The 20,459-nt window shown below is 62.8% G+C and carries 16 protein-coding genes, 1 tRNA gene and 1 pseudogene; 11 read left to right on the top strand and 7 right to left on the bottom strand.

The annotated features are described in order from the left end of the window. The first annotated feature begins 60 nt into the window (after window positions 1-60). From RT614_RS25100 to RT614_RS25080, 5 genes are all read left to right on the top strand, one after another. Window positions 61-1,149 (top strand): methionine ABC transporter ATP-binding protein, encoded by a 1,089-nt coding sequence (locus tag RT614_RS25100; RefSeq protein ID WP_313624894.1) that lies wholly within the window; start codon window positions 61-63, stop codon window positions 1,147-1,149. After that, a complete protein-coding gene (locus RT614_RS25095) occupies window positions 1,106-1,759 on the top strand; it encodes a methionine ABC transporter permease (RefSeq protein WP_313624892.1) in 654 nt (217 codons plus the stop codon). The genes RT614_RS25100 and RT614_RS25095 overlap by 44 nt, the downstream gene beginning before the upstream one ends. A 53-nt stretch (window positions 1,760-1,812) precedes the next feature. After that, the gene (locus RT614_RS25090) at window positions 1,813-2,610 is read left to right on the top strand and encodes a MetQ/NlpA family ABC transporter substrate-binding protein (RefSeq protein ID WP_313624890.1); all 798 of its coding nucleotides are present in this window, start codon (window positions 1,813-1,815) and stop codon (window positions 2,608-2,610) included. Between the two features lie 134 nt (window positions 2,611-2,744). Then, window positions 2,745-2,820 (top strand) — tRNA-Lys (locus tag RT614_RS25085). 598 nt (window positions 2,821-3,418) lie between these two features. After that, window positions 3,419-3,685 carry a hypothetical protein gene (locus RT614_RS25080; RefSeq protein WP_313624888.1) on the top strand — a complete coding sequence of 89 codons (267 nt, stop codon included), beginning with the start codon at window positions 3,419-3,421 and terminating at the stop codon, window positions 3,683-3,685. A 23-nt stretch (window positions 3,686-3,708) separates the two neighbouring features. Here RT614_RS25080 and RT614_RS25075 read toward each other — a convergent pair. Next, window positions 3,709-4,670 (bottom strand): annotated as a pseudogene (locus RT614_RS25075) (integrase core domain-containing protein). Window positions 4,671-5,730: 1,060 nt separating this feature from the next. On the opposite strand from RT614_RS25075, the gene RT614_RS25070 reads away from it, so the two are divergent. Then, window positions 5,731-8,694, top strand: a complete 2,964-nt coding sequence (locus RT614_RS25070) for an autotransporter outer membrane beta-barrel domain-containing protein (protein WP_313624886.1) — start codon at window positions 5,731-5,733, stop codon at window positions 8,692-8,694. 255 nt (window positions 8,695-8,949) lie between these two features. Here the strand turns inward: RT614_RS25070 and RT614_RS25065 are convergent, their stop codons facing one another. Continuing rightward, window positions 8,950-9,633, bottom strand: coding sequence for an EAL domain-containing protein (locus RT614_RS25065; RefSeq protein WP_313624884.1), 684 nt, complete (start codon window positions 9,631-9,633; stop codon window positions 8,950-8,952). Window positions 9,634-9,954: 321 nt separating this feature from the next. On the opposite strand from RT614_RS25065, the gene RT614_RS25060 reads away from it, so the two are divergent. Beyond that, window positions 9,955-10,998, top strand: coding sequence for a patatin-like phospholipase family protein (locus tag RT614_RS25060; RefSeq protein ID WP_313624882.1), 1,044 nt, complete (start codon window positions 9,955-9,957; stop codon window positions 10,996-10,998). Between the two features lie 2 nt (window positions 10,999-11,000). Continuing rightward, window positions 11,001-12,452, top strand: coding sequence for a GntP family permease (locus tag RT614_RS25055; RefSeq protein WP_313624880.1), 1,452 nt, complete (start codon window positions 11,001-11,003; stop codon window positions 12,450-12,452). A gap of 48 nt (window positions 12,453-12,500) precedes the next feature. Here RT614_RS25055 and RT614_RS25050 read toward each other — a convergent pair whose 3' ends face one another. The 3 genes from RT614_RS25050 to RT614_RS25040 all read right to left on the bottom strand — a co-directional run bounded on the left by RT614_RS25050 (window position 12,501) and on the right by RT614_RS25040 (window position 13,781). Further along, window positions 12,501-12,791 carry an MSHA biogenesis protein MshH gene (locus RT614_RS25050; RefSeq protein WP_313624878.1) on the bottom strand — a complete coding sequence of 97 codons (291 nt, stop codon included), beginning with the start codon at window positions 12,789-12,791 and terminating at the stop codon, window positions 12,501-12,503. A 136-nt stretch (window positions 12,792-12,927) separates the two neighbouring features. Next, window positions 12,928-13,347 (bottom strand): hypothetical protein, encoded by a 420-nt coding sequence (locus RT614_RS25045; protein WP_313624876.1) that lies wholly within the window; start codon window positions 13,345-13,347, stop codon window positions 12,928-12,930. Further along, on the bottom strand, window positions 13,344-13,781 hold the full coding sequence (locus RT614_RS25040) for a transcriptional repressor (RefSeq protein WP_313624874.1): 438 nt from the start codon (window positions 13,779-13,781) through the stop codon (window positions 13,344-13,346). Before RT614_RS25040 ends, RT614_RS25045 begins: the two co-directional genes overlap by 4 nt. Before the next feature lie 108 nt (window positions 13,782-13,889). Here RT614_RS25040 and RT614_RS25035 point away from each other — a divergent pair, with 108 nt between their 5' ends. Continuing rightward, a complete protein-coding gene (locus tag RT614_RS25035) occupies window positions 13,890-14,678 on the top strand; it encodes an AraC family transcriptional regulator (protein ID WP_313624873.1) in 789 nt (262 codons plus the stop codon). A 36-nt stretch (window positions 14,679-14,714) separates the two neighbouring features. Here the strand turns inward: RT614_RS25035 and RT614_RS25030 are convergent, their stop codons facing one another. Next, window positions 14,715-15,176 (bottom strand): YkgJ family cysteine cluster protein, encoded by a 462-nt coding sequence (locus RT614_RS25030; RefSeq protein WP_313624871.1) that lies wholly within the window; start codon window positions 15,174-15,176, stop codon window positions 14,715-14,717. A 219-nt stretch (window positions 15,177-15,395) separates the two neighbouring features. Between RT614_RS25030 and RT614_RS25025 the strand changes: the two genes are divergently transcribed. Next, entirely contained in the window at window positions 15,396-16,028 is a 633-nt protein-coding gene (locus RT614_RS25025; RefSeq protein WP_313624870.1) for a DNA-3-methyladenine glycosylase I, read from the top strand. Window positions 16,029-16,109: 81 nt separating this feature from the next. Here RT614_RS25025 and RT614_RS25020 read toward each other — a convergent pair whose 3' ends face one another. After that, window positions 16,110-18,032, bottom strand: a complete 1,923-nt coding sequence (locus tag RT614_RS25020) for an LTA synthase family protein (RefSeq protein WP_313624869.1) — start codon at window positions 18,030-18,032, stop codon at window positions 16,110-16,112. A 348-nt stretch (window positions 18,033-18,380) separates the two neighbouring features. Between RT614_RS25020 and RT614_RS25015 the strand changes: the two genes are divergently transcribed. Next, window positions 18,381-20,459, top strand: coding sequence for an AsmA family protein (locus tag RT614_RS25015; RefSeq protein WP_313624868.1), 2,079 nt, complete (start codon window positions 18,381-18,383; stop codon window positions 20,457-20,459).

Genomic DNA, 20,459 nt, shown 5'->3' with positions numbered 1-20,459 from the left:
ATTAAAAATGGAAAAAACTGTCGTTCTCTTCAGAAGAGAAAAGATACAAAATCGCTTGCCATGATTCACATCGAGAACCTATCCAAGACCTACGCCACGCCGCACGGGGAATTCCAGGCGCTGCGCGGCATCAACCTGCGCATCGAGCAGGGCGAGGTCTTTGGCATCATCGGCCCCAGCGGCGCCGGTAAAAGCACGCTGGTCCAGTGCATCAATTTGCTGGAGCGCCCGAACGAAGGCTCCATCACCATCGGTGGCCAGGCCCTGACCGGCCTCAGCGAAGCGCAACTGCGCGCGCAGCGTCGCCGCATCGGCATGGTGTTCCAGGGCTTCAACCTGCTGTCCCGCCGCACGGTGTACGGCAACGTCGCCCTGCCGCTGGAAATCGCCGGTGTCTCCAAAGCCGAGATCCCGGCCCGCGTGGAACGCCTGCTGGCGCTGGTCGGCCTGGAGCACTTGCGGGATCGCTATCCCAGCCAGATCAGTGGCGGCCAGAAGCAGCGCGTCGGCATCGCCCGCGCCTTGGCCAACAATCCGGACGTCCTGCTCAGCGACGAAGCGACGTCCGCGCTCGACCCGGAAACCACGCACAACATCCTGGCCCTGCTGCGCGACATCAATCGCAAGACCGGCGTGACGGTGGTCATGATTACCCACCAGATGGAAGTCGTGCGCGAAGTCTGCGACCGCGTCGCCGTGCTGTCGCAGGGCGAAGTCGTTGAAATCGGCAGCACGCGCGAAGTCTTCGCGCAGCCGCGCCACGAGGTCACTCGCAACATGGTGTCGGCCGCCACGGCGTCGGACCTGACCGACGCGACGCTGGCCGCCGTGCAGGAACGCATCCAGGCGCTGACCGCCGCCAAGCCGGGTCAGTCCGTGCGGCTGTTGCGCCTGTCGCTGACCGGCACGGACGCGTCGGGCGCCTTCCTGTCCGACCTGTCCCGTCAGTACTCGCTGGACGTCGGCCTGGTGCAGGCGCGCGTCGAAGATATCCAGGGCGTCGCCGTCGGCACGATGTTCGTGCTGGCCCAAGGCGCGCCCGCCGCGGTCAAGGATGCGATTGCCGCCTTGAACGCCCGTGACATTACCGTTGAAGAAATAGCTCATGAGTCCGCAACTGATCGACCTGCTTATTACGTCGCTGCTTGACACCCTGCTGATGGTGGGCGTGGCCAGCGCCATCGCGGTGGTCATCGGCATTCCGCTCGGCGTGACCCTGACCGTCACTGCCCGCGGCAACATGCTTGAAAACCAGCCCGTGAATCACGTTTTGGGCGCGGTGATCAACGCCACCCGCTCGGTGCCGTTCGTGATTCTGATGGTCGCGATCATTCCGTTCACCCGCCTAGTGGCGCAGACCTCGATCGGCACCACCGCGGCCATCGTGCCCCTGTCTGTCGCGGCGATTCCGTTCATGGCGCGCATCGCTGAAAACGCCATGCGCGAAGTGGATCCCGGCTTGATCACCGCGGCGCGCGCGATGGGCGCTTCGCCCATGCAGATCATCCTGAAGGTGCTGCTGCCCGAGGCCTTGCCGGGTCTCATCGCCGCCACGATCGTCACGGTCGTCAGCCTGATTGGTTATTCGGCCATGGCCGGCGCGATCGGCGGCGGCGGTCTGGGCGACCTGGCGATCCGCTACGGCTACCAGCGTTTCCAGTCGGACGTCATGGCGGCAGTCGTGATCGTGCTGATCGTTCTGGTCCAGGCGATCCAGAGCTTCGGCGACCGCTTCGTGCGCCGCCTGTCGCATCGCTGATTTCTTTCGCAGTTCGTTCTCTTTCTACTTCCGTTATTTCGGGATATCGCAACATGAGCATCAAGGTTTTGAAGTCGCTGGCCGCGTTCGCCCTGGGCGCCGCCGTTTTCGCCCAGCCCGCGCTGGCCCAGGACAAGCCGCTGAAGGTTGGCGTCACCGCCGGCCCGCACGCCCAGATCTTTGATGTGGTCAAGGCCGAAGCCGCCAAGCAGGGCCTGAATCTGCAGATCATCGAGTTTTCCGACTACGTGCAGCCCAACGTGGCGCTGGCTTCGGGCGACCTGGACGTCAACAGCTACCAGCACCAGCCGTATCTCGACAACGCCAATGCAGACCGTGGCTACAAGCTGGTCAGCATCGCCAAGACCGTGATTTTCCCGATCGGCATCTACAGCAAGAAGATCAAGTCGCTGTCCGAATTGAAGGAAGGCGCGCGCATCGCCCTGCCGAACGATCCGACCAACGGCGGCCGCGCCCTGTTGCTGCTGCAGGCCAATGGCCTGATCAAGCTGCGTCCGGAAGCCGGTCTGAAGGCCACGCCGATCGACGTGATCGAGAACCCGAAGAAGCTGCGCTTCATCGAACTGGACGCTGCCCAGCTGCCGCGCTCGCTGGACGACACCGACGCCTCGGCCGTAAACACCAACTTCGCGCTGGAAGCCGGCCTGAATCCCACGAAGGACGCCATCGTGCAGGAATCGCCGGATTCGCCGTACGCCAACGTGCTGGTCGTGCGTGAAAAGGACAAGGATCGTCCCGAATTTGCCAAGCTGGTTTCCGTGTATCACAGCCCGGCGGTCAAGCAGTTCATCGAGACCAAGTTCAAGGGCGCCGTGGTGGCGGCCTGGTAAGCCGGTCTTTGCACTGACCTCGAAACGGCCGCCGCGAGCGGCCGTTTCCTTTGGGCGGGGCGCATCAGCAACGCGACCGCCCGCTCATTTTTTGACAAGCCCGACGAAATCCGCCATAATTTCGGGCTTCGGTCGGGTTGTTAGCTCAGTCGGTAGAGCAGCGGACTTTTAATCCGTTGGTCGCGAGTTCGAGTCTCGCACAACCCACCACCCCCCTGCCTTTTTGCGAAGGCAGAAGAGAATCAAGCACTTGCGAGCGATCGCGGTGCTTTTTTTTCGTCCGTAGGGGACGCGGCGTCCGAGCAAAAACTGGCCTTTGCCGGAAAACTGCCGAACTCGGAGAATCCAGATCGAGCGTGTTGTCACACATCGGAGTCTGGAATGGGCATACATAAGTCAAAGGGGCGCGTATTGGCGTGCCGAAATCCGTCGGCGAGGTTTAAGGCCGCCTATCGAACTTTCGATACGCGCCAACCAGCCCAACAGTGGGCCCGTCGCACCGAGTCTGAGATGGACGCTGGCGTCTATGTGGATCGCAGCCAAGCAGAGCGGGCCACACTCAAGGAAGCGCTGGAGCGCTATCGGCTCGACCTGTTGACTGGCAAGAAATCCCCCCAAGCAGGAGTCTGGCCGGATCGATCGATGGTTGCGCACGGATCTGGCACATCGCACCCTCGCGAATCTGCGAGGTGCCGACTTCGCGCGCTACCGTGATGCCCGCCGTGCAGAGGGGCGAGCAGAAAATACAATCCGTTTGGAACTACAACTCGTTAGTCATCTTTACGAGACTGCCCGCAAGGAGTGGGGCATGGAGGGATTGCTCAATCCGCTGCAGAACATTCGGAAGCCGAGTGGCAGCGCTGCACGAGAGCGGCGCCTTCAAGACGGAGAGTATGAGGCTATCCGCAGCTACTTGGCATCGTCAGGAAACATCTATGCAGTGCCGGCGTTCGACCTCGCTATCGAGACCTCTTTGCGTCAGGGCATGCTCTTCGCGATCCAATGGGAGTGGGTAGATCTCAATGCTCGTCTCATCAGAATTCCTGCTGCTTGGCGCCGTGCTGGCAACAAGTGACCTTCCCCCGCAAATTGGACAGTTCAAAACTGTAGAGTGGCTGCCTCTTTTGGTTGCACTGACCACTTTTGAACGCACTCACGCGGGGTCAGATGGCCGAGTGAGCCGCGGGGACGATGATGGTTGTAATCGTCCTGCCAAGCTCGCAGTTTTTGCTGCAGGTCGTGCAGCGTGATGAATTCATGGACGTTAAGAAATTCATCACGCAGTCGACCGTCAAACGATTCGATCGGCCCATTATCCGTCGGCTTGCCTGGGCGTGTGTAATCGAGCTTGATGCCGCGTCGATATGCCCAGTCGTCCAACGCCCGAGACGTAAATTCCGTTCCGTTATCCACGGTGATTGCCTTGGGCCAGCCGCGAAGAACCGCCGAGCGGTCCAATGCCTGACCGACGCACCGGCCAGTCTGCCGGAAGCAGGCCTCTAGGCACACCCTTCATCCTTAATTGCAGCCCTTCCAGGTCATAGAGACGGTAGACGCGCATCTTGCCTACGTCCCAGCCCTCGCGTTGCAACATCACTAGTACGCGATGGTAGCCAAACCTCGGACGACTCATCGCGATGTCGCGGATGCGTTGGCATAGCGCGCTTTGGTCCCGCGCATGGCTCTTGGCGTACCAGGTCGAACGTTGCAGCAACGCCAATCCGCACGAGCGCTGCACGCTGATCTGGAAGCGCTCGTGTATCCAAGCCGCCAGCTCGCTCCGCTTGGCGGACTTCAGACTTTTTTTCGCACCACCTCCTGTAGGATTTGCTTGTCCAGCATCAGGTCAGCGACGATGCGCCGTAGGCGTGCATTGTCGTCCTCGAGCTGCTTGAGCTTACGCAGCTCGCTCACCCCGAAATCGGCGTATTTCTTCTTCACGTGTAGAAAGTCGCCTCCGACACACCCAGCTGCCGACATACGTCGACCCCCGGCGTGCCGCTATCGGCCAATCGCAGCGCATAGGTGATCTGCTCTTCGGTAAATCTCGACCGTTTCATGGTGTTTGCTCGCCCCGCTCGGGGCGCTGAGAAGCAACCTTACCTCCAGTTTTGACGCGGGCACGTCAGCACGGATTCGAATTTTTCTTATCGTCTCTCGCGTGGAAGAAATTTTATCATCCACCCACATAACGTCTCAGCCTTCGCACGCGCGCCCGTAACTGCCACTCAGGTTGATCTGTCTCTGAATCAACGTGGTCCCCGCGACTTAGCGAAACACTTCTTGGCGTTAGACGGGCGCTACGGGGCCCATACGAAGTGAAAGCGCAGTTCCGCGCGCCAAGCTTGGCGTCTCACGAGAACCGAACGCGAACAGCCAATGCCGTGTCTTTCCGAGTGTCTTCAGCTCTCTGGCGTCAGCGTGGAGATCATCTGGGCACGAGCCGGCACGAGCTAAGGACTCTATCCCAGCGCTGACTTTGAATCACTGACAAGTGTGGGATCAGCAGTTCCTCTCAAACCACCTAACCTCTCTTTAACGGCGACATGCGCCATGCTCCCTCATTTGATTATCCGAACTTATTGCCCTCAGAGTATCAACGACGTGCTCAAACGACACCACATCGGCGCTCTCATCCTAGCTAGCGCCGGCTGCATCCTGGGTCGCCCCGCTGACGCCCAACAAATAAAGGTGAACGGAACCTCGTTTGACATACCAAGTGGCACGGTGATCAACACAGGGGTCTTGGCCGGCGCGTCAGGTGGGTATGGCATATTGGGGACAAACAACGGGTCGCTGACGAATGGGGGGCCTTTCTCGCTTATCACGGGAGGGGCGAGCGCGCACGCCGTGTTCATGGAAACCGGGTCAACTGCTGTACTTCAGGACGCGGCCATCCACACCTTGGGTGGTGGGTCGCACGCCTTGGATGCATTCAATCCGGGAAGCGCGATCACGCTCAGAAGCTCCACTGTTTTTACGGAAGGCAACTCGGCCTTTGGGGCGCGGGCCGTGGGCGGAGGCGTCATAAACCTAGCGGATAGTTCAATTACGACAACCGGGAATGGTTCGTATGGGTTAAACGCTTCGGGCGCGGGCTCCGCCCTCCACGCTGCCGGAGTGTCGGTTCTTACCACTGGCGCCCCACAGAGCACCACCAAAGCCGTTGGCGGCGTGGTCGAAGCAGGTGGTCTACTTTCAATTGCCAACAATGCAGCGCGCCAAACTTCTGTCAGCACTACGGGCTTCAATGCATTCGGATTGCTTGCTCAGAGCGCGGGTACGTTGATTGCAACGGGCGACAGCCTTCCGGTCGTGGTACGCACGTCGGGGAGCTACGCGCCCGGCGCGTGGGTGCAAAACGCCGGATCGCTTATGAACCTGACCAATGTTGACGTCGAAACCGCGGGACCTAACGCCTCCGGCGCAGTAGGCGTCGACGCGGGCGCGCGATTGGTCATTCAGGGCGGACGCATCGCCACGAAAGGGGACGCCTCAAGCGGGGTTGTCAGCAACGGCAGTGTAGTTGCTATCCGACCCAATTCGGGGGGCGAAGGAACAACGATTCTGACCGCCGGGTCTTTCTCCCACGGGTTGGAGGCCTACGGAGGAGGCACCATTGATGCGGATAGCGTGAATGTACTCACAGAGGGTGAATCTTCGCGCGCCGCGCGTGCAGCCTTTGGCGGAACTCTGACGTTGACGGATTCATCGTTCGTGACCCAGGGTGCGTACGCGTATGGCCTCGCGGCAATTGACCAAAACTCGTTCATCAAGGCCACGAATGTAAACGTGGAAACCATGGGGCCGCCTGCCGGAGTGCAATCGGCCAACGGCATTGTGGCGGAATTCGGTGGCGCCGTAAGCATCAATGGCGTGAGCAAAGTGAGGACGACCGGCCTTAACGGAATCGGTCTGCTTGCCCAAGCAGGAGAAGATACCACTTTGAACGCCACGGTCCTCACATTTGACGGCGAGGGAGGGGCGAGTATTGAAACTCTTGGTGGGTTTGCGCCTGCCGTTGAGGCCTGCTCGCGTGCGCCGGGATCGCGAGACTGCACCGACCCGTTTGGTAATGATGTTGCTGGCGTGGGCGCTTTAACGGCGATAAACGTTAACAATGCAAGACTTGCAACGAAGGGTGAAGGCTCATTTGGCCTCTACGCTTTCGGGCAGAATGCAAGCGTGGATGGTCGCAACTTAGACATCAGCACGGTGGGTGTGGATGCACATGCAGTCGTGACTCGGAATGGCGGTGCCGTGACGGTGTCGGACAGCACCATGTCAACCACCGGAACAGGTGCTGCGGGTCTTTTCATGACCGGGCCTGCAGGGATTGTGGGCACAGCAACTCTTACGAACGTGATCGTCTCCGCGGCGCGGTCAGCCTCGGTCATAGTTGACGGAGGTATTGCTGATATAAGAATGCAGGGTTCAAAAGCGGAGACGAACAGCGGTTCGTGGCTCATCGTAGGCGCGACGGACGCGGCAAATCCAGCGGTGGCGGACGTCCGCCTTGATTCGTTTCAGGTCAAAGGAGCCGTCGCAACAGCGAGCGGGGCTACTTCCAACGTCACATTGACGAACGCGACCGTTTGGCAAATGACAGGGAATTCCAACCTTACTAAGCTGAGCAATGATGCCAGTTCGATAGTGTTCTCCGCCCCGGGCGGGCCGATCGCAGACGCGTCTAGTTACAAGCAGTTAACTGTCCGGCAATACAGCGGAAATCGGGGCGTAATCGGATTGAACACTTTTCTCGGAGGGGACGAGTCTCCGACAGATCGCCTGGTCCTCGACTCGGGTGGCGCAAGCGGTAACACGTCGCTACTTATATCTAACGCCGGCGGAGGGGGCGAGCTAACGACGGGGGATGGCATCCTGATAGTGGATGCTCAAAATGGCGCGACCACAACTACGGGCTCATTCTACCTGGGCAATCGTGTTGCCGCAGGGGCGTACGAGTATTCTCTACATCGTAGTGATTCTTCCAACGCAGATAAATTTTATTTGCGCAGCACGATCATAGATCCTGAGGAGCCGTCTCGCCCGATCACGCCCGAGTGGCCCGATACGGGAGTTCCGGCGTCCGAGATACCAAACTATCGGGAAGAGGTGCCCTTGAATATGGCCATCCCCACGTTGTCTGGTCGTTACGGCTTGATAATGCTGGGAACATATCATGACAGGAACGGGGAAGATTACGCCAATGCGGGTGCGGTCGGCTCGGGAAGATCATCGTCATGGGGGCGCGTACTTGGAGAGACCGGGAGCGTCGGCAAAACAGGCTTCAAGGAGTTTAAGAAGCAAGGCGCATCTTATAACTACGATATAGCAGGCTTCCAGATTGGCCACGATTTATACCGCGCGCAAGACAAGCTCGGCAAAAGGGATATCGCGGGCGTGTATTTGGGCGTGGGCGCAGTGTCTAGTCAAGTGGACGCGGTTTTAGGAGGGCGTGCTGGCAAGGCAACTTTAAACGGCACGACGCTGGGTGGATACTGGACGCGCAAAGGGCCTTCTGGAGGGTATTTGGACGGAGTCGTGCAAGGCACCCTTTATCAGGACGTAAAAACCCGGTCAGTGATGGGTCAACGGCTTTCCACAGATGGTTTTGGCATCGCAGCCTCCATCGAGGGCGGATATCCTTTGGCGCTTGGAAATGACTGGGCAATCGAGCCTCAGGCGCAGTTGATTTATCAGCATATATCCATTTCGAAGGCGAAGGACGATTACGCGAGCATCAAATTTAAAGACATGAACGCAGGGATCGGGCGCGTCGGCGCGAGGGTTACGAAGCAATTTAGTACCACCAGCGGCGAAGAGGCTACCGGATGGATACGGGCAAACATCTGGCAGCACATGGGTGCAGATGCTCGCACTTCCTTCGCGGGCTCGGAAGACGGAAGCCCTGTGACTTTGGGAACTAGTCTTGGAGGGACTTGGGCGCAAATTGGCCTAGGCGTGTCTGGCCAGCTATCCAAGCGCGTAAGCGTCTATGCAGGGGCCGACTACAACCAGTCCCTGGGCGCCAGCGACGGTAATAGTGTAAGTGGTCGCGCTGGGATGCGAGTTCGTTGGTGAGGTCAGTATGCTGACGCAGCGACTCATGCTGCGAGACGGTTCAGTTGCACGCACGCCGCAGGAAGAGATTGGTTAATCTCCGCTTCCGAGTTGGATTGTCTGGCTCTTGTGTTCGACTGCGTGGGCAGGATAAACGCGGGAGAGTCCGCATTTACTCTAAACGTCTCGAAACTGCCCATTTCGATGAATGGACTTTGGAAGCAGGTGTGACCAGCAGTGCCTCTGGACTGCTGTGCGATGCGCGGAGGACGGGGACTACCGCTCGAAGGGGTGTGGTCCCAGATGGCAAACTCGAACAGGCGCCACGCCGGCGGATTTCAGGAAGTCGCGCTGCACGGGTGTTTCCACGCCCTCGGCATTGACGATCACGCCCATAGAACGCCCCAGCGTCACGACCGCATTGACGATGGCGGCGGAGTCGGGCCCTTCTCCGATGTTCGCCACGAAACTTCGATCAATCTTGATCTTGTCCACGGCGAACTTCTGCAGATAGCTGAGGCTGGAATATCCGGTTCCGAAATCGTCGAGCGCGATGCGGAAGCCGGCTTCGCGCAATTCCTTGATCGCTTGTTGCACGCGGCCGTCGTCTTCGATGAATACGCCTTCCGTGACTTCAAGCTCGATCTGCGTGGGACTGACGCCGGCGCTCCTCACGAGATCGATGACACGCGCCGCGAAGCCTGCGCCACGGAACTGCACGGGAGAAAGATTCACGGCAATCGACAGCTCGGGCCATTGTCGCGCCGCCGGCACGCCTCGTTCAGGGCCCACTCTCCCCAGCGGCACGATCAGCCCCGTCGATGAACCTGACGCCGACAAGCAGGTTGGGCGATTCGGCGGACGGTGCATCCGCGCCGGGATGAAAGCGCCAAACGCGATGAACAACAGAATGATCAGTCCGCTGGCGGAGCGGGGTAGTGGTCCAGTTTTTTTTCTCATGCCCGCACTGCTTCTTTTGCAAGGCTGCCAGTGATTGATTCGAGGTGTCGGGAGACTGCTATTCGCTGGGGCCAGGACATGATTCGGCTCGGCCATGGCGCTGGGACAGCAACTCCTATGCCCCGGCGGGCGCAGGGTCGCCTACGTTCTTATTGCCAGACGGCCTCATAACCAACCGACTGGCGTGGGCGTATCAGGAGGCTTCCGTTTTTCCAGGCCATCGCGTATAACGGCCGTACGGTATGTGCGCCGCAACATAGTTCATATCGCAGGCATCAAGATCGCAAGCTCACCCCTTTGCTTCCCGCAAGGAGTACCGCCGTGGCCCGATCCAAAGCGTCAGCAAATGCACGCGCGCCCCTGCTGATCGACCTTGCCTTGCAGGGCGGAGGCGCGCACGGCGCATTCACATGGGGGGTGCTGGACCGCCTGCTGGAAGAGCCCTGGCTGGGCATCGACGGCATCTCGGGCACGTCCGCCGGCGCCATGAATGCCGCCGTGCTGGTGCTGGGGCATGCGCGCGGGGGCGCAGACGGCGCCCGCGCCGCGCTCGAAGACTTCTGGCGCCGCGTGTCGGACGCCGCCCAGTTCAGCCCGTTTCGCCGCAGCCCGCTCGATGTGCTGATGGGCTCGTGGTCCCTGGACAACTCACCCATGTTCGTCGCCTTCGACCTGGCGTCGCGGGTGTTTTCCCCTTATGACCTCAGCGCGTCCGGATTCAATCCGCTGGCCGACATCCTGCGGGACGTCATCGATTTCGACGAGCTGGCGCGGGCTCCCATCCATCTCTTCATCACGGCGACCAACGCGCGTACGGGCCGCGGCCGCGTGTTCAAGAACGCGGAGGTGAACGCTGATGTGCTGCTGGCATCGGCCTGCCTGCCCACGATGTTCCGCGCGGTGATGATCGACGACGACCCATACTGGGACGGCGGTTACAGCGGCAACCCCACCATTACGCCGCTCGTGCGCGAATGCGAATCGCACGACACCATCCTGGTGCAGATCAATCCGGTCGAGCGTCCCGGGCTGCCCAGCAGCGCGCGCGAGATCATGAACCGCCTGAACGAGGTGACGTTCAACGCGTCGCTGCTCAAAGAGCTGCGCATGATCGCTTTGCTGCGCCAGGTGGCCGACCCGGGCAGCGGCGAAGGGGCGATGTGGGCGGGGATGCGTATCCACCGGGTGTCGTCCGACATCATGGTGGATCTGGGGTATTCGTCCAAGCTCAACGCGGAATGGCCGTTTCTCTGCATGCTGCGCGACGAGGGCAGGAAGGCGGCGGACCAATTTCTGGCGGCCCATAGCCATGACCTGGGCAAACGGTCGACGCTGGACATCGACGAAATGCTGGGCGAGGTCTGATCATGGGACTCTTCGGCATCCTGCTCGCCCTGGTACTGCTGATCTGGCTGGCGTATCGCGGCTGGAGCATCCTGCTGCTGGCGCCGGCGGCAGCCATCGTTACCGCCGCGGCGTCGGGCGAGCCCCTGTTGGCGCACTGGACGCAGACGTTCATGGGGGGCGCGGCTGGCTTCGTCGCGCAGTTCTTCCCTTTGTTCCTGCTGGGGGCGCTGTTCGGCAAGCTCATGGACGACAGCGGGTCCGTCACGGCCATCGCGGGTTTCATGACCGCCAAGCTGGGCGCACGGCGCGCCATCCTGGCGGTAGTGCTGGCGGGCGCCATCGTGACCTACGGCGGCGTCAGCCTGTTCGTCGCCTTTTTCGTGTTGGCGCCCATGGCGCACGCGCTGTTTCGAACGGCGGGCATTCCGGTGCGCCTGATGCCTGCGGCCATCCTGTTGGGCACGTCCACGTTCACGATGACCGCATTGCCCGGCACACCCGCCGTGCAGAACGCGATCCCCATGCCGTTCTTTTCCACCACGCCGTTTGCCGCGCCGGGCCTGGGCATCATTGCAAGCGTGATCATGTTGGGGTTCGGCCTGTGGTGGCTCGCGCGCGCGGAAGCGTCGGCGCGACGCGGGGGCGAGGGCTACGTCGCACCCGCGGGCATGGATGTGGACGTGTCCGAAGACGTGGTGGTGCGAGAACGCGCCACCGTAGCCCGCGAATTCGATCCCGCCGAAATCCATCACGGACAGCGCAGCCCGGATGCGCCGTCCGTCCTGGTGGCCGCCACGCCTCTGGTCGTCGTCATCCTGGTGAATCTGTTGATGACCCTGGTGGTGCTGCCGCGGATGGACACGGCGTGGCTGGTCGAGCCGCGCTGGGGCGGCACCAGCCTGGCCGCCGTCGGCGGGGTCTGGTCGGTGATCACGGCGCTGCTCGCCGCCATCGCGGTACTGGTGGCGCTGAACTTCCGGCGCCTGCCGTCGCTGCGCGACACCATGGACGCCGGCGTGAACGCTTCCGCCTTGCCGTTGTTGAGCGTTGCGAGCCTGGTGGGTTTTGGCGCGGTCGTCGCTTCGCTGCCATCGTTTGCCGCGGTACGCGACTGGGTGCTGTCCATCGAGGGCGGACCCCTGGTGTCCCTGGCCGTGGCCACCAATGTGCTCGCGGCCCTGACCGGATCGGCCTCGGGCGGACTGACCATTGCGCTGCAGTCGCTCGCCAGCACGTATATGGAGCTGGCGCAGTCGCTGGGGATCGATCCGGCGCTGATGCACCGCGTGTCGGTGATCGGCGCGGGCACGCTGGACAGCCTGCCGCACAACGGCGCGGTGGTGACGCTGCTGGCGGTGTGCGGATCCAGCCACCGTGAGGGCTACATGAACATCGTGGTGGTGGGTATTGTCGGTCCCATCGTGGCGCTGGCCGCTGTCATCGCGTTGGGTGGCGCGCTGGGTTCGTTCTGAAACGGCGCACTGGGGGCCGTCGCACCGGAGGCCCGCCCGCCGGCAGCGTCAGGACAGCGTCCGCGCCGGAAATGCCGCCGACAGCTCGTGCAGGCTCAGTCCGCAGCAGCGCGCCCTTTCGGCCAAGGTTTCGCTCTGCTCCAGCGCACGCCTGCTTTCGTCCAGCAGCACGTCCAGTTGCTCTTCGGGCGTCGCAGCCATGGCCCAAGCCCTTTCGGCGAACCGGGCCGAGAACTGGTCGACACAGTCCTTGCAGATGGCTGCGCCATTCTGTTCAAGCAGCGCCGCGCCCTGGGCAAGCGTCGATCGGCAAAACTGGCAGGCTAGGGCGTGGTTCATGTGTCGGGGCATCGGGTGCGGGAGGGGCGGGAAAGGCTGCGCGGTTGACGGCGCCTGCCTTGAACAACGGCCCGGCGCGCCAACTCTTAAATTTGCGTCGCGCCCCGGCCGGTCCCGCCCCGAAGCCCAGCAGGCGCTAGTCCACGTAGAAGCCGCCCGGCCCGGCCTGTCCGAGCAGTTCGCGGGCGCACTGGACGGCCTCGCCCGGCGTGGCGACCGCCAGGAACGGCATGCCGAATGCATGGGCCATCTTTTCGCCGCGCTTGCGCAGCTTTTCCAGTGATCCAGCATCCCGTTCCACGGCGATGAACGCCCGGCAGCGCGCTTTCAGGCGCGGCATGTTGGCTGTCTGCCACTCGATCATGGCTTTGCGGTCTTCGTGCGCGGCCTCGATCTGCATGTCGGGGACCACCATCACGAAAGTGCGCGGATTGTCCACCAGCAACTCCATTTCCCGGATCCAGCTGGCCGAATAGCCCTGCGGCGCACTGCCGTGACGGGCGGTCACGATGGGAAACTGGGATAGGTCATGGAAGAAAAAGTGATCGTGGTTCATTCGAATTCTCCGTGTAGGGCGGGCGCCTCCTTGGCGCAGCCGCAACTGCCGTAGAGCACCAGGCTGTATGAGTCCAGCTCGAAGCCGCAGCGCCTGGCGATCTTTCTGACCAGTTGCGCCATGGCGGGATCGCTGGACTCCTGGATCTGGCCGCAGCGCGTGCAGACCAGGTGGTCGTGATGCCCTTTGTCGTTGAGCTCGAATACGGTGGTGTGCGTATCGAGCTGAGTTCGTTTGAGCAGACCGGCGTGCTCAAGTTGCGTGATCACGCGGTAAACCGTGGCAAGGCCAATATTGCTGCGGTCAGAGATGAGCGTGCGGTAGATATCCGCGGCGCTCATGTGCTGATCGGTGTGGCGGTAGAAGATGTCCAGAATCTTCAGCCGGGGGAAGGTGGCTTTGATGCCGGCGTCGCGCAGCCGTGTGTGATCCATGAAAATTCTCCATTCGGGGGGCTGATGCCCGATTGATGAGAATGATGTACATTTTCAAATGGACCCGCTAACGGGAACCCGTCAACCTGTAGCTCAAACCTGCCAACCATGCTTCAAACGGCCTCCGCGCCCGCGTTGCCCGATGTCCTGCTGACGCCGTTCAGCGTGCGCAGGCGCCGCGAATCCAAAGGCATCGCGGTGCCCGCGCACGTCCACGAAGAGGGCATGCTGGTGCTGGTCCACGAGGGGCTGATCATGGTGCAGTCGGGCGCCAGGGTCTTGACGGTGCTGCCAAGCTGCCTGAGTTGGATACCGCCCGGCGTGCAGCATGGGGCGCGCTGGTTCGGCGAAGCGCGCGGATCGTTCGTGCACGTCCACCCGGAAGTCTGCGGTCGCCTGCCGCCGTACTGCCGGTCCTGGCCGTCGTCCAAATTGATCGAAGCGCTCATCGATCGGTTTACCAGCGGCGCCTGGCATGACATGCCGTCGGCCTACCAGGTCCAGCTGTTCGAGGTGCTGCTGGAGGAACTTCGGCAGCATGATGGGGAAGCGTCCCTGCCGCTGCCGCTGCCGATGCCCGCGGATCCGCGCCTGCAGGACTTGGCGAATACGCTGCTGGACACGCCCGACGACACCGCCGGCATCGACGAATGGGCCCAGCGGTTGAACATGTCTTCGCGCACCTTGATGCGCCGCTTCCGCCAGGAAACCGGCGTGACACTGGGGCAATGGCGCCACCAGGCGCGCCTGCTGCGGGCGCTGGAAATGCTGTTTCGAGGCGGGTCGGTCACGCAGGCCGCGCTCTCGGTGGGCTACGAAAGCACCAGCGCGTTCATCGGCAGTTTTCGCACCGCCTTCGGCACGACGCCCACCCGCTATCTCGCGGACCGGGCATAGCGCGCCTGCCCGCGCGGCAGGGCGCGGGCAGGTGGATCAGGCCGCGGCGGGCTGGTCGGGATGCATCGGGCCTTGCGGGTCGTTCTCGGCGTCGGGCCTTGGCGGCACGGGAGCCAGGCCCAGATTCATGCGCAGGCGCTGGCAGTCCGGATTGGGCGAACCGTCCGGCATCCATATGTCGAATTCCCGGCAAGGCGTGGGGCGGTCCTCGTAGATGGCGCAGTGGATGCCGGGCTTGCCCAGTTCACCGCGCAGCGAGATGCAGCGGCCGCCGCCCATCTCCGTGCCTTTCATGCAGGCCCGCAGCGGACTCATCTGCGTCACCAGGTCCAGCGGCACGCGCCCGCCGTTTTCGCCGGCCAGCTCTCCGCAGTAAAAGGACACGCGAAAGTGCGCGCAACAGGCGCCGCAGTCCAGACAGGGATTGGCGGCCGGGTCGTCGCCGGCCAGGACGGCGGGGGAGACGAACGAGATTAGGGAAGTCTGTGTCAGGGACATTGGAGGGAAGTCCGGGATGGGCCTGTCCGGCTCCCGGTCCAATGGCGCGACGCAAGCCGCTAGGCGTCGGCCGGCCGTGCTGATCCGGGGCGCGCGCGGCGGGCCGGCGCGGAATCAGGGCCGGAAATAGTAGCTGGATATGAGCTGCGGCCGCTACGACTTTTTTCAGGGACGTTGCTGGAGTAGCATCGGTAACCCTTCAGCCTTCAGGAGCCTTCCGTGCACGCCAAAACCGATTTTCCCGATGGTCTTGCCCGTTGCGGCTGGGTGGATACGTCCGCTGAATACATGGCTTACCACGACGCCGAATGGGGGCGCCCCGAAGCCGACGACCGCGCACTGTTCGAACAGCTCTGCCTTGAAGGTTTTCAGTCGGGCCTCAGCTGGCGCACCATCCTGAACAAGCGGGACGCCTTTCGCCGAGGCTTCGCCAACTTTGAACCCGCAAGGCTGGCGGCATTCGGCGAAAAGGAAGTGCAGGCACTGCTGGCCGATGCGGGCATCGTGCGTCACCGCGGCAAGATCGAAGCCATGATCAACAATGCCGCCCGCGCGCTGGAAATGATCGAAACCGAGGGCTCGCTGGCCGCGTATTTCTGGCGGTACGAAGCCCCCGCAGACGCCGCGTCCACCCTTGGCGCCTCGTCGTCCGACCAATCCGCGGCGCTGTCCAAGGCCCTCAAGAAGCTCGGCTGGAAATTCGTCGGGCCCACCACCGTCTATGCCTTCATGCAATCCGTGGGCATGGTCAACGACCACAGCCCCGATTGCCACTGCCATGCCGTCATCGAAAAAAAGCGCAAGGCTTTCGTGCGGCCGGCGCCACAGGCAAACCGCGCGCCGACTGCCTGACGGCTATCCGGGCGGCGGCTGCCCCGCCACCCATTCGGCCACTGCACAATTCAATTCGCGCGCTGGCCTTCCGTAGCGTTTTCAGTTCGCGCGCTGGCCTTCAGCGGCCGATTGCGTCGGCGCTTGCCCGGGCAGGCTGTAGCGGCCCTCGCGATAGGCCCAGCTTGGCCACAGGGCATGGGCCAGCGCCTCGGTGGCCAGGCCGGCGTCCAGCGGCGCCGGCGCGTACTCTTCCGGCGCGGTGTAGTGGTACTGCACAGGAGGCTTGTTGGGCGCCATCACCAGCAGCTTGTCTTCCTTCAGATAGCCGTAGGTGTTGTCGTATTGCATGATGGCCCGGCCGGGGGTGCTGCGCGTCAAGTCGTGGCCGATCATCGGATGCTCGGTGTCCACGCCGATCAGCGACAGCAGGGTCGGGGGCAGGTCGATCTGGCTGATCAGGCGATCGTCGCGCCGCGCCTCGATGCCGGCCCCCAGGATCACGGCCGGAATGTGGAAGTGCCGTACCGGCACCAGACTGGCGCCGAAGACGCGCGAGTCGTGGTCCGCCGCCACCAGGAATACGGTGTTCTCCCAATACGGCGATGCCTTGGCGCGCTCGAAGAACCGTCCCAGCGCCCAGTCAGCGTAGCGCACCGTGTTTTCCACCGTGGCGGGGTTGCCGTCGGTCTCGATGCGGCCGGTCGGGTATTCCCACGGCGAATGGTTCGATACGCTGAAGGCCAGCGTAAAGGTGGGCTGGTCGGCGTCCTGGCGCAGCAGTCGATCCAGCTCATTGAACATGTCTTCGTCAGAGGCGCCCCAGGTGCCGACGAAAGCGGGATCGATGAAATCGGCGCGGTCCACGATCTGCCTGAAGCCGTTGCCCAGGAAGAAGCCCTTCATGTTGTCGAAGTGCGCCTCGCCGCCGTAGATGAAGCGCGAATGGTAGCCATGGCGGCCCAGCAAGTCGGCCAGCGAGAAAAAGCCGCGTTGCGACCGCGGCAGCTTCAGCACCGCCTGCGCGGGCGTGGGCAGAAAACCGGTAGTCACGGCCTCCAAGCCGCGCACCGATCGCGTGCCCGTGGCGTACGCGCGGGTGAAGGTCCAGGCCTCGCGCGCCAAGGCGTCCAGCTCCGGCGTGAGGTTGGCGCCGCCCAGGTCGGCGCTGTACTGCGCACCCAGGCTTTCTTCAAGAATGATCACCAGATTCAGGGGACGCGAGGTTTTGCGCGTGGCCGGCTGGCGGTGCAGGCTGGGGAAGTCGGGATTGGGCGGAGGGTAGGGCAGTCCGGCCTGCGCCAGCACCAGTTGGTGCATCTTGTCGTCGTTCATGCCGCCGTAGACCGCGGACGCCGACTTTTCGTTCTTCATGCTGTAGACCGCATAGAAGACGTTGTAGAGCGAATTGAGCGCCAGGGTATTGAGCATGCCGTCGGCGCTGTAGGCGACCGATGACGGGTTGATGGGGCGGTGGCCAAGGGTGCCGCGGATCGCCAGGATGACCACCGCCAGGATCGCCACGCTGGCCAGCGGCATCTGCCACCAGGTCAGGGGCGCATCCGGACGCGCGTCGCCCAGCAGGGCATAGGCGCCCCAGCCGATCAGCGCCAGCGCGGCCAGACCGCCCACCAAAGCGCCCTTGTAGCCGCGCCACAGCATGCCCGAGACTTCGCGCGGGTGCTTCAGGTATTCGACAAACAGCCGGTTGGGACGGGAGTCGTATTCCACGATGAAGGGCGGCGTCGCCACTTCCAGGAAAGCCAGGAGGACGAGGGCGACGAAATACCAGACCGATGCGATCGTGGCGGCGACGGGCAGATGGCCGAACAGGGGTGAAAGCACGGCCGGCAGGGCGGCCAGCACGGCGATCTGGTGCGCATCGATGCGCAGCCCTCGCAGCAGCAGGGGCCACAGGCCGCCGGCGTTGCGCACGCGCTGCCATTGCCATAGCGCGAGCGCCAGGCGGCTGAGCGTCAGCAGCGCGAACGCCGCCAACACGAAGACTACGGTTGAATGCCGCATCGGGCCTCCAGGTTGTTCTGCCATCCGCCCGGGGCAGGTGCGGATTCAATCATTTTGGGCATTTGAGCCGCGCGCGTGTCAAAAATTCAGCGAATCGAGGCATTCAGGTTTGCTTTTGTCCGCCCGAGTCGTCTCTCTTTGTAACGTCGCAGAGCTGTCCAGGCACGCTATGTGCTGTGCACCGTGGTGGACGAGCGTGCCGGGCAAGGATACGCAGGCGCGCCACACTGAAAAATCCACATACATTATGGCGTCGCCACGCCCGAACAGCGCTGCGGGCCGCGATACCCTTGGGTGGATATCACAGCCGGCGTCGGTTGGCCGGCAGCAACGCCAAGGATAGTAACCATGACGCGAACAAGAAAAATAGCGATCGGGATTGTAGGGGGCATTGCCCTGCTGGTGGCGGTATTGGTGGTGGTGATCGCCACGTTCGACTGGAACCGCGCCAAGCCCATGATCAATGAGCGTGCCAGCGCCGCCATGGGCCGCCCCTTTGCTATCAATGGCGACCTGAGCGTGAAGTGGGGGCGTGAGCAGGGTGAAGGGGGCTGGAGATCCTGGGTGCCCTGGCCGCGCGTGATCGCGAACGATATTTCGATCGGCAACCCGTCGTGGGCCAAGGCGCCGAATTTCGCCACCCTGAAGCGGGGCGAGTTCAGCCTGGCGCTCCTGCCGCTGCTGGGTCAGCGCGTGGTCATCCGCCGTATTCAATTGACAGAGCCGGCTGCGGACCTCCAGCGGCTGGAGGACGGCCGGGCCAATTGGGTCTTCACGCTGCCGGAAACGGGCGAGCCGTCGCCTTGGGTGCTGGATATCAATGAAATCGGCTTCGATAAAGGCCGCGTGGGATTTGTCGACGACGTCCTGAAGGCGGACCTGACCGTGCTGGTCGACCCGTTGGGCAAACCGGTGCCGTTCGCGGATGTGGCGGGGAAATCGTTTGTGCCGCAAGACGGATCGGCGCCGGCGCCGCGCGACTACGTGTTTGGCTGGAAGGTCGATGGCAAGTTCAAGGGGTTGTCGACCAAAGGCGAGGGCAAGGTCGGCGGCATGCTGGCGCTGCAGGATCCCAAACAGCCCTTTCCCCTGCAGGCCGATGTCGCTATCGGCGGAACTCGGGCGTCGGTTGCGGGCACGCTGACCGATCCGGTGAACCTGGGAGCGCTGGATCTGCACTTGAAGCTGTCGGGCTCGTCCATGTCGCAGCTCTATCCGCTGACTGGCGTGACGCTGCCGGACACGCCACCGTACTCCACGGACGGCCATCTCGTGGCGAAACTGCAGAATCCGGGCGGCGCGGTGTTTGAGTACAAGGGTTTCAACGGCAAGGTCGGCAACAGCGACCTGCACGGCGACATCACGTTCGCGCTGGGCGCCCCGCGGCCCAAGCTGACCGGCAAGCTGTCGTCCAAGCTGTTGCGGATGGACGATCTTGGCCCCCTGATCGGCGTGCCGTCCGGCGGCGGCTCGCGAGCCGCGGTGGACAAGTCCAAGGATGCGCCCGCCAAGCCCAAGGGCGGAAAGGTCCTGCCCACGCAGGAATTCCGCACGGACCGGTGGCGCGACATGGATGCGGACGTGGCGCTGGAGGGGGCGCGCATCATTCACGACAGCAAGCTGCCGCTGTCGGACTTGTCCGTGCACGTCGTGTTGCAGGATGGAAAACTTACGCTCGATCCCTTGCGTTTCGGGATGGCGGGCGGAAGCATGAGCGCCACGGCGCGGCTGGACGGCGCGAATTCTCCGCTCACTGGCCGCGTCGAAATGCGGGCGCGCCGCCTTCAGCTCAAGCAGCTGTTCCCCGCGACGGAATCCATGCAGAAGACCCTGGGCGAATTGAACGGCGACCTTGCGATCAGCGGAACGGGCAACTCGGTTGCGGCCTTGCTGGGTTCAGCAACGGGCGACGTGAAAATGCTGGTCAATGACGGCGTGATCAGCCGCAGCCTGATGGAGCTTGCCGGCCTGAACGTTGCCAACTATGTTGTCTCGAAGCTGTTCGGCGACGATGAGGTGCAGATCAATTGCGGCGCCGCGGATCTCGAGGTGAAGAAGGGCGTATTGACGCCGCGTCTGTTCGTATTCGACACCGATAATGCCCTGATCACCATCACCGGCACGGCAAACTTCAAGGACGAGACCATGGACCTGGATATCTCGCCCGACAGCAAGGGCTTCCGCATTTTCTCGCTGCGCTCTCCGCTGTATGTTCGCGGGACCTTCGGATCGCCCGACGTGGGCGTGCACGTGGCGCCGCTCGCCGCGCGGGGGGCGGGCATGGTGGCGCTGGGCGTGCTGCTGACACCGGCGGCCGGGCTGCTGGCGCTTATCGCGCCCAGCACCACGGACGAGAACGCTTGCGGCCCGATGCTGGAGCAGATGCGCACGCCGCCGAAGGCGCCGGCTCCCGACAAGCGTAAATGA

The sequence above is a fragment of the Achromobacter sp. genome (assembly GCF_032102605.1).
Taxonomy (GTDB): Bacteria; Pseudomonadota; Gammaproteobacteria; order Burkholderiales; family Burkholderiaceae_B; genus Achromobacter.
This window is presented reverse-complemented; position numbering and strand designations above follow the sequence as displayed.

What these genes read in the sequence shown, in the direction of transcription:
- RT614_RS25015 (WP_313624868.1), top strand. Translation starts at nt 18,381, where the DNA reads ATGACGCGAACAAGAAAAATAGCGATCGGGATTGTAGGGGGCATTGCC.
- RT614_RS25100 (WP_313624894.1), top strand. Translation starts at nt 61, where the DNA reads ATGATTCACATCGAGAACCTATCCAAGACCTACGCCACGCCGCACGGG.
- RT614_RS25035 (WP_313624873.1), top strand. Translation starts at nt 13,890, where the DNA reads ATGCTTCAAACGGCCTCCGCGCCCGCGTTGCCCGATGTCCTGCTGACG.
- RT614_RS25090 (WP_313624890.1), top strand. Translation starts at nt 1,813, where the DNA reads ATGAGCATCAAGGTTTTGAAGTCGCTGGCCGCGTTCGCCCTGGGCGCC.
- RT614_RS25030 (WP_313624871.1), bottom strand. Translation starts at nt 15,176, where the DNA reads ATGTCCCTGACACAGACTTCCCTAATCTCGTTCGTCTCCCCCGCCGTC.
- RT614_RS25040 (WP_313624874.1), bottom strand. Translation starts at nt 13,781, where the DNA reads ATGGATCACACACGGCTGCGCGACGCCGGCATCAAAGCCACCTTCCCC.
- RT614_RS25020 (WP_313624869.1), bottom strand. Translation starts at nt 18,032, where the DNA reads ATGCGGCATTCAACCGTAGTCTTCGTGTTGGCGGCGTTCGCGCTGCTG.
- RT614_RS25095 (WP_313624892.1), top strand. Translation starts at nt 1,106, where the DNA reads ATGAGTCCGCAACTGATCGACCTGCTTATTACGTCGCTGCTTGACACC.
- RT614_RS25080 (WP_313624888.1), top strand. Translation starts at nt 3,419, where the DNA reads ATGGAGGGATTGCTCAATCCGCTGCAGAACATTCGGAAGCCGAGTGGC.
- RT614_RS25045 (WP_313624876.1), bottom strand. Translation starts at nt 13,347, where the DNA reads ATGAACCACGATCACTTTTTCTTCCATGACCTATCCCAGTTTCCCATC.
- RT614_RS25050 (WP_313624878.1), bottom strand. Translation starts at nt 12,791, where the DNA reads ATGAACCACGCCCTAGCCTGCCAGTTTTGCCGATCGACGCTTGCCCAG.
- RT614_RS25055 (WP_313624880.1), top strand. Translation starts at nt 11,001, where the DNA reads ATGGGACTCTTCGGCATCCTGCTCGCCCTGGTACTGCTGATCTGGCTG.
- RT614_RS25065 (WP_313624884.1), bottom strand. Translation starts at nt 9,633, where the DNA reads ATGAGAAAAAAAACTGGACCACTACCCCGCTCCGCCAGCGGACTGATC.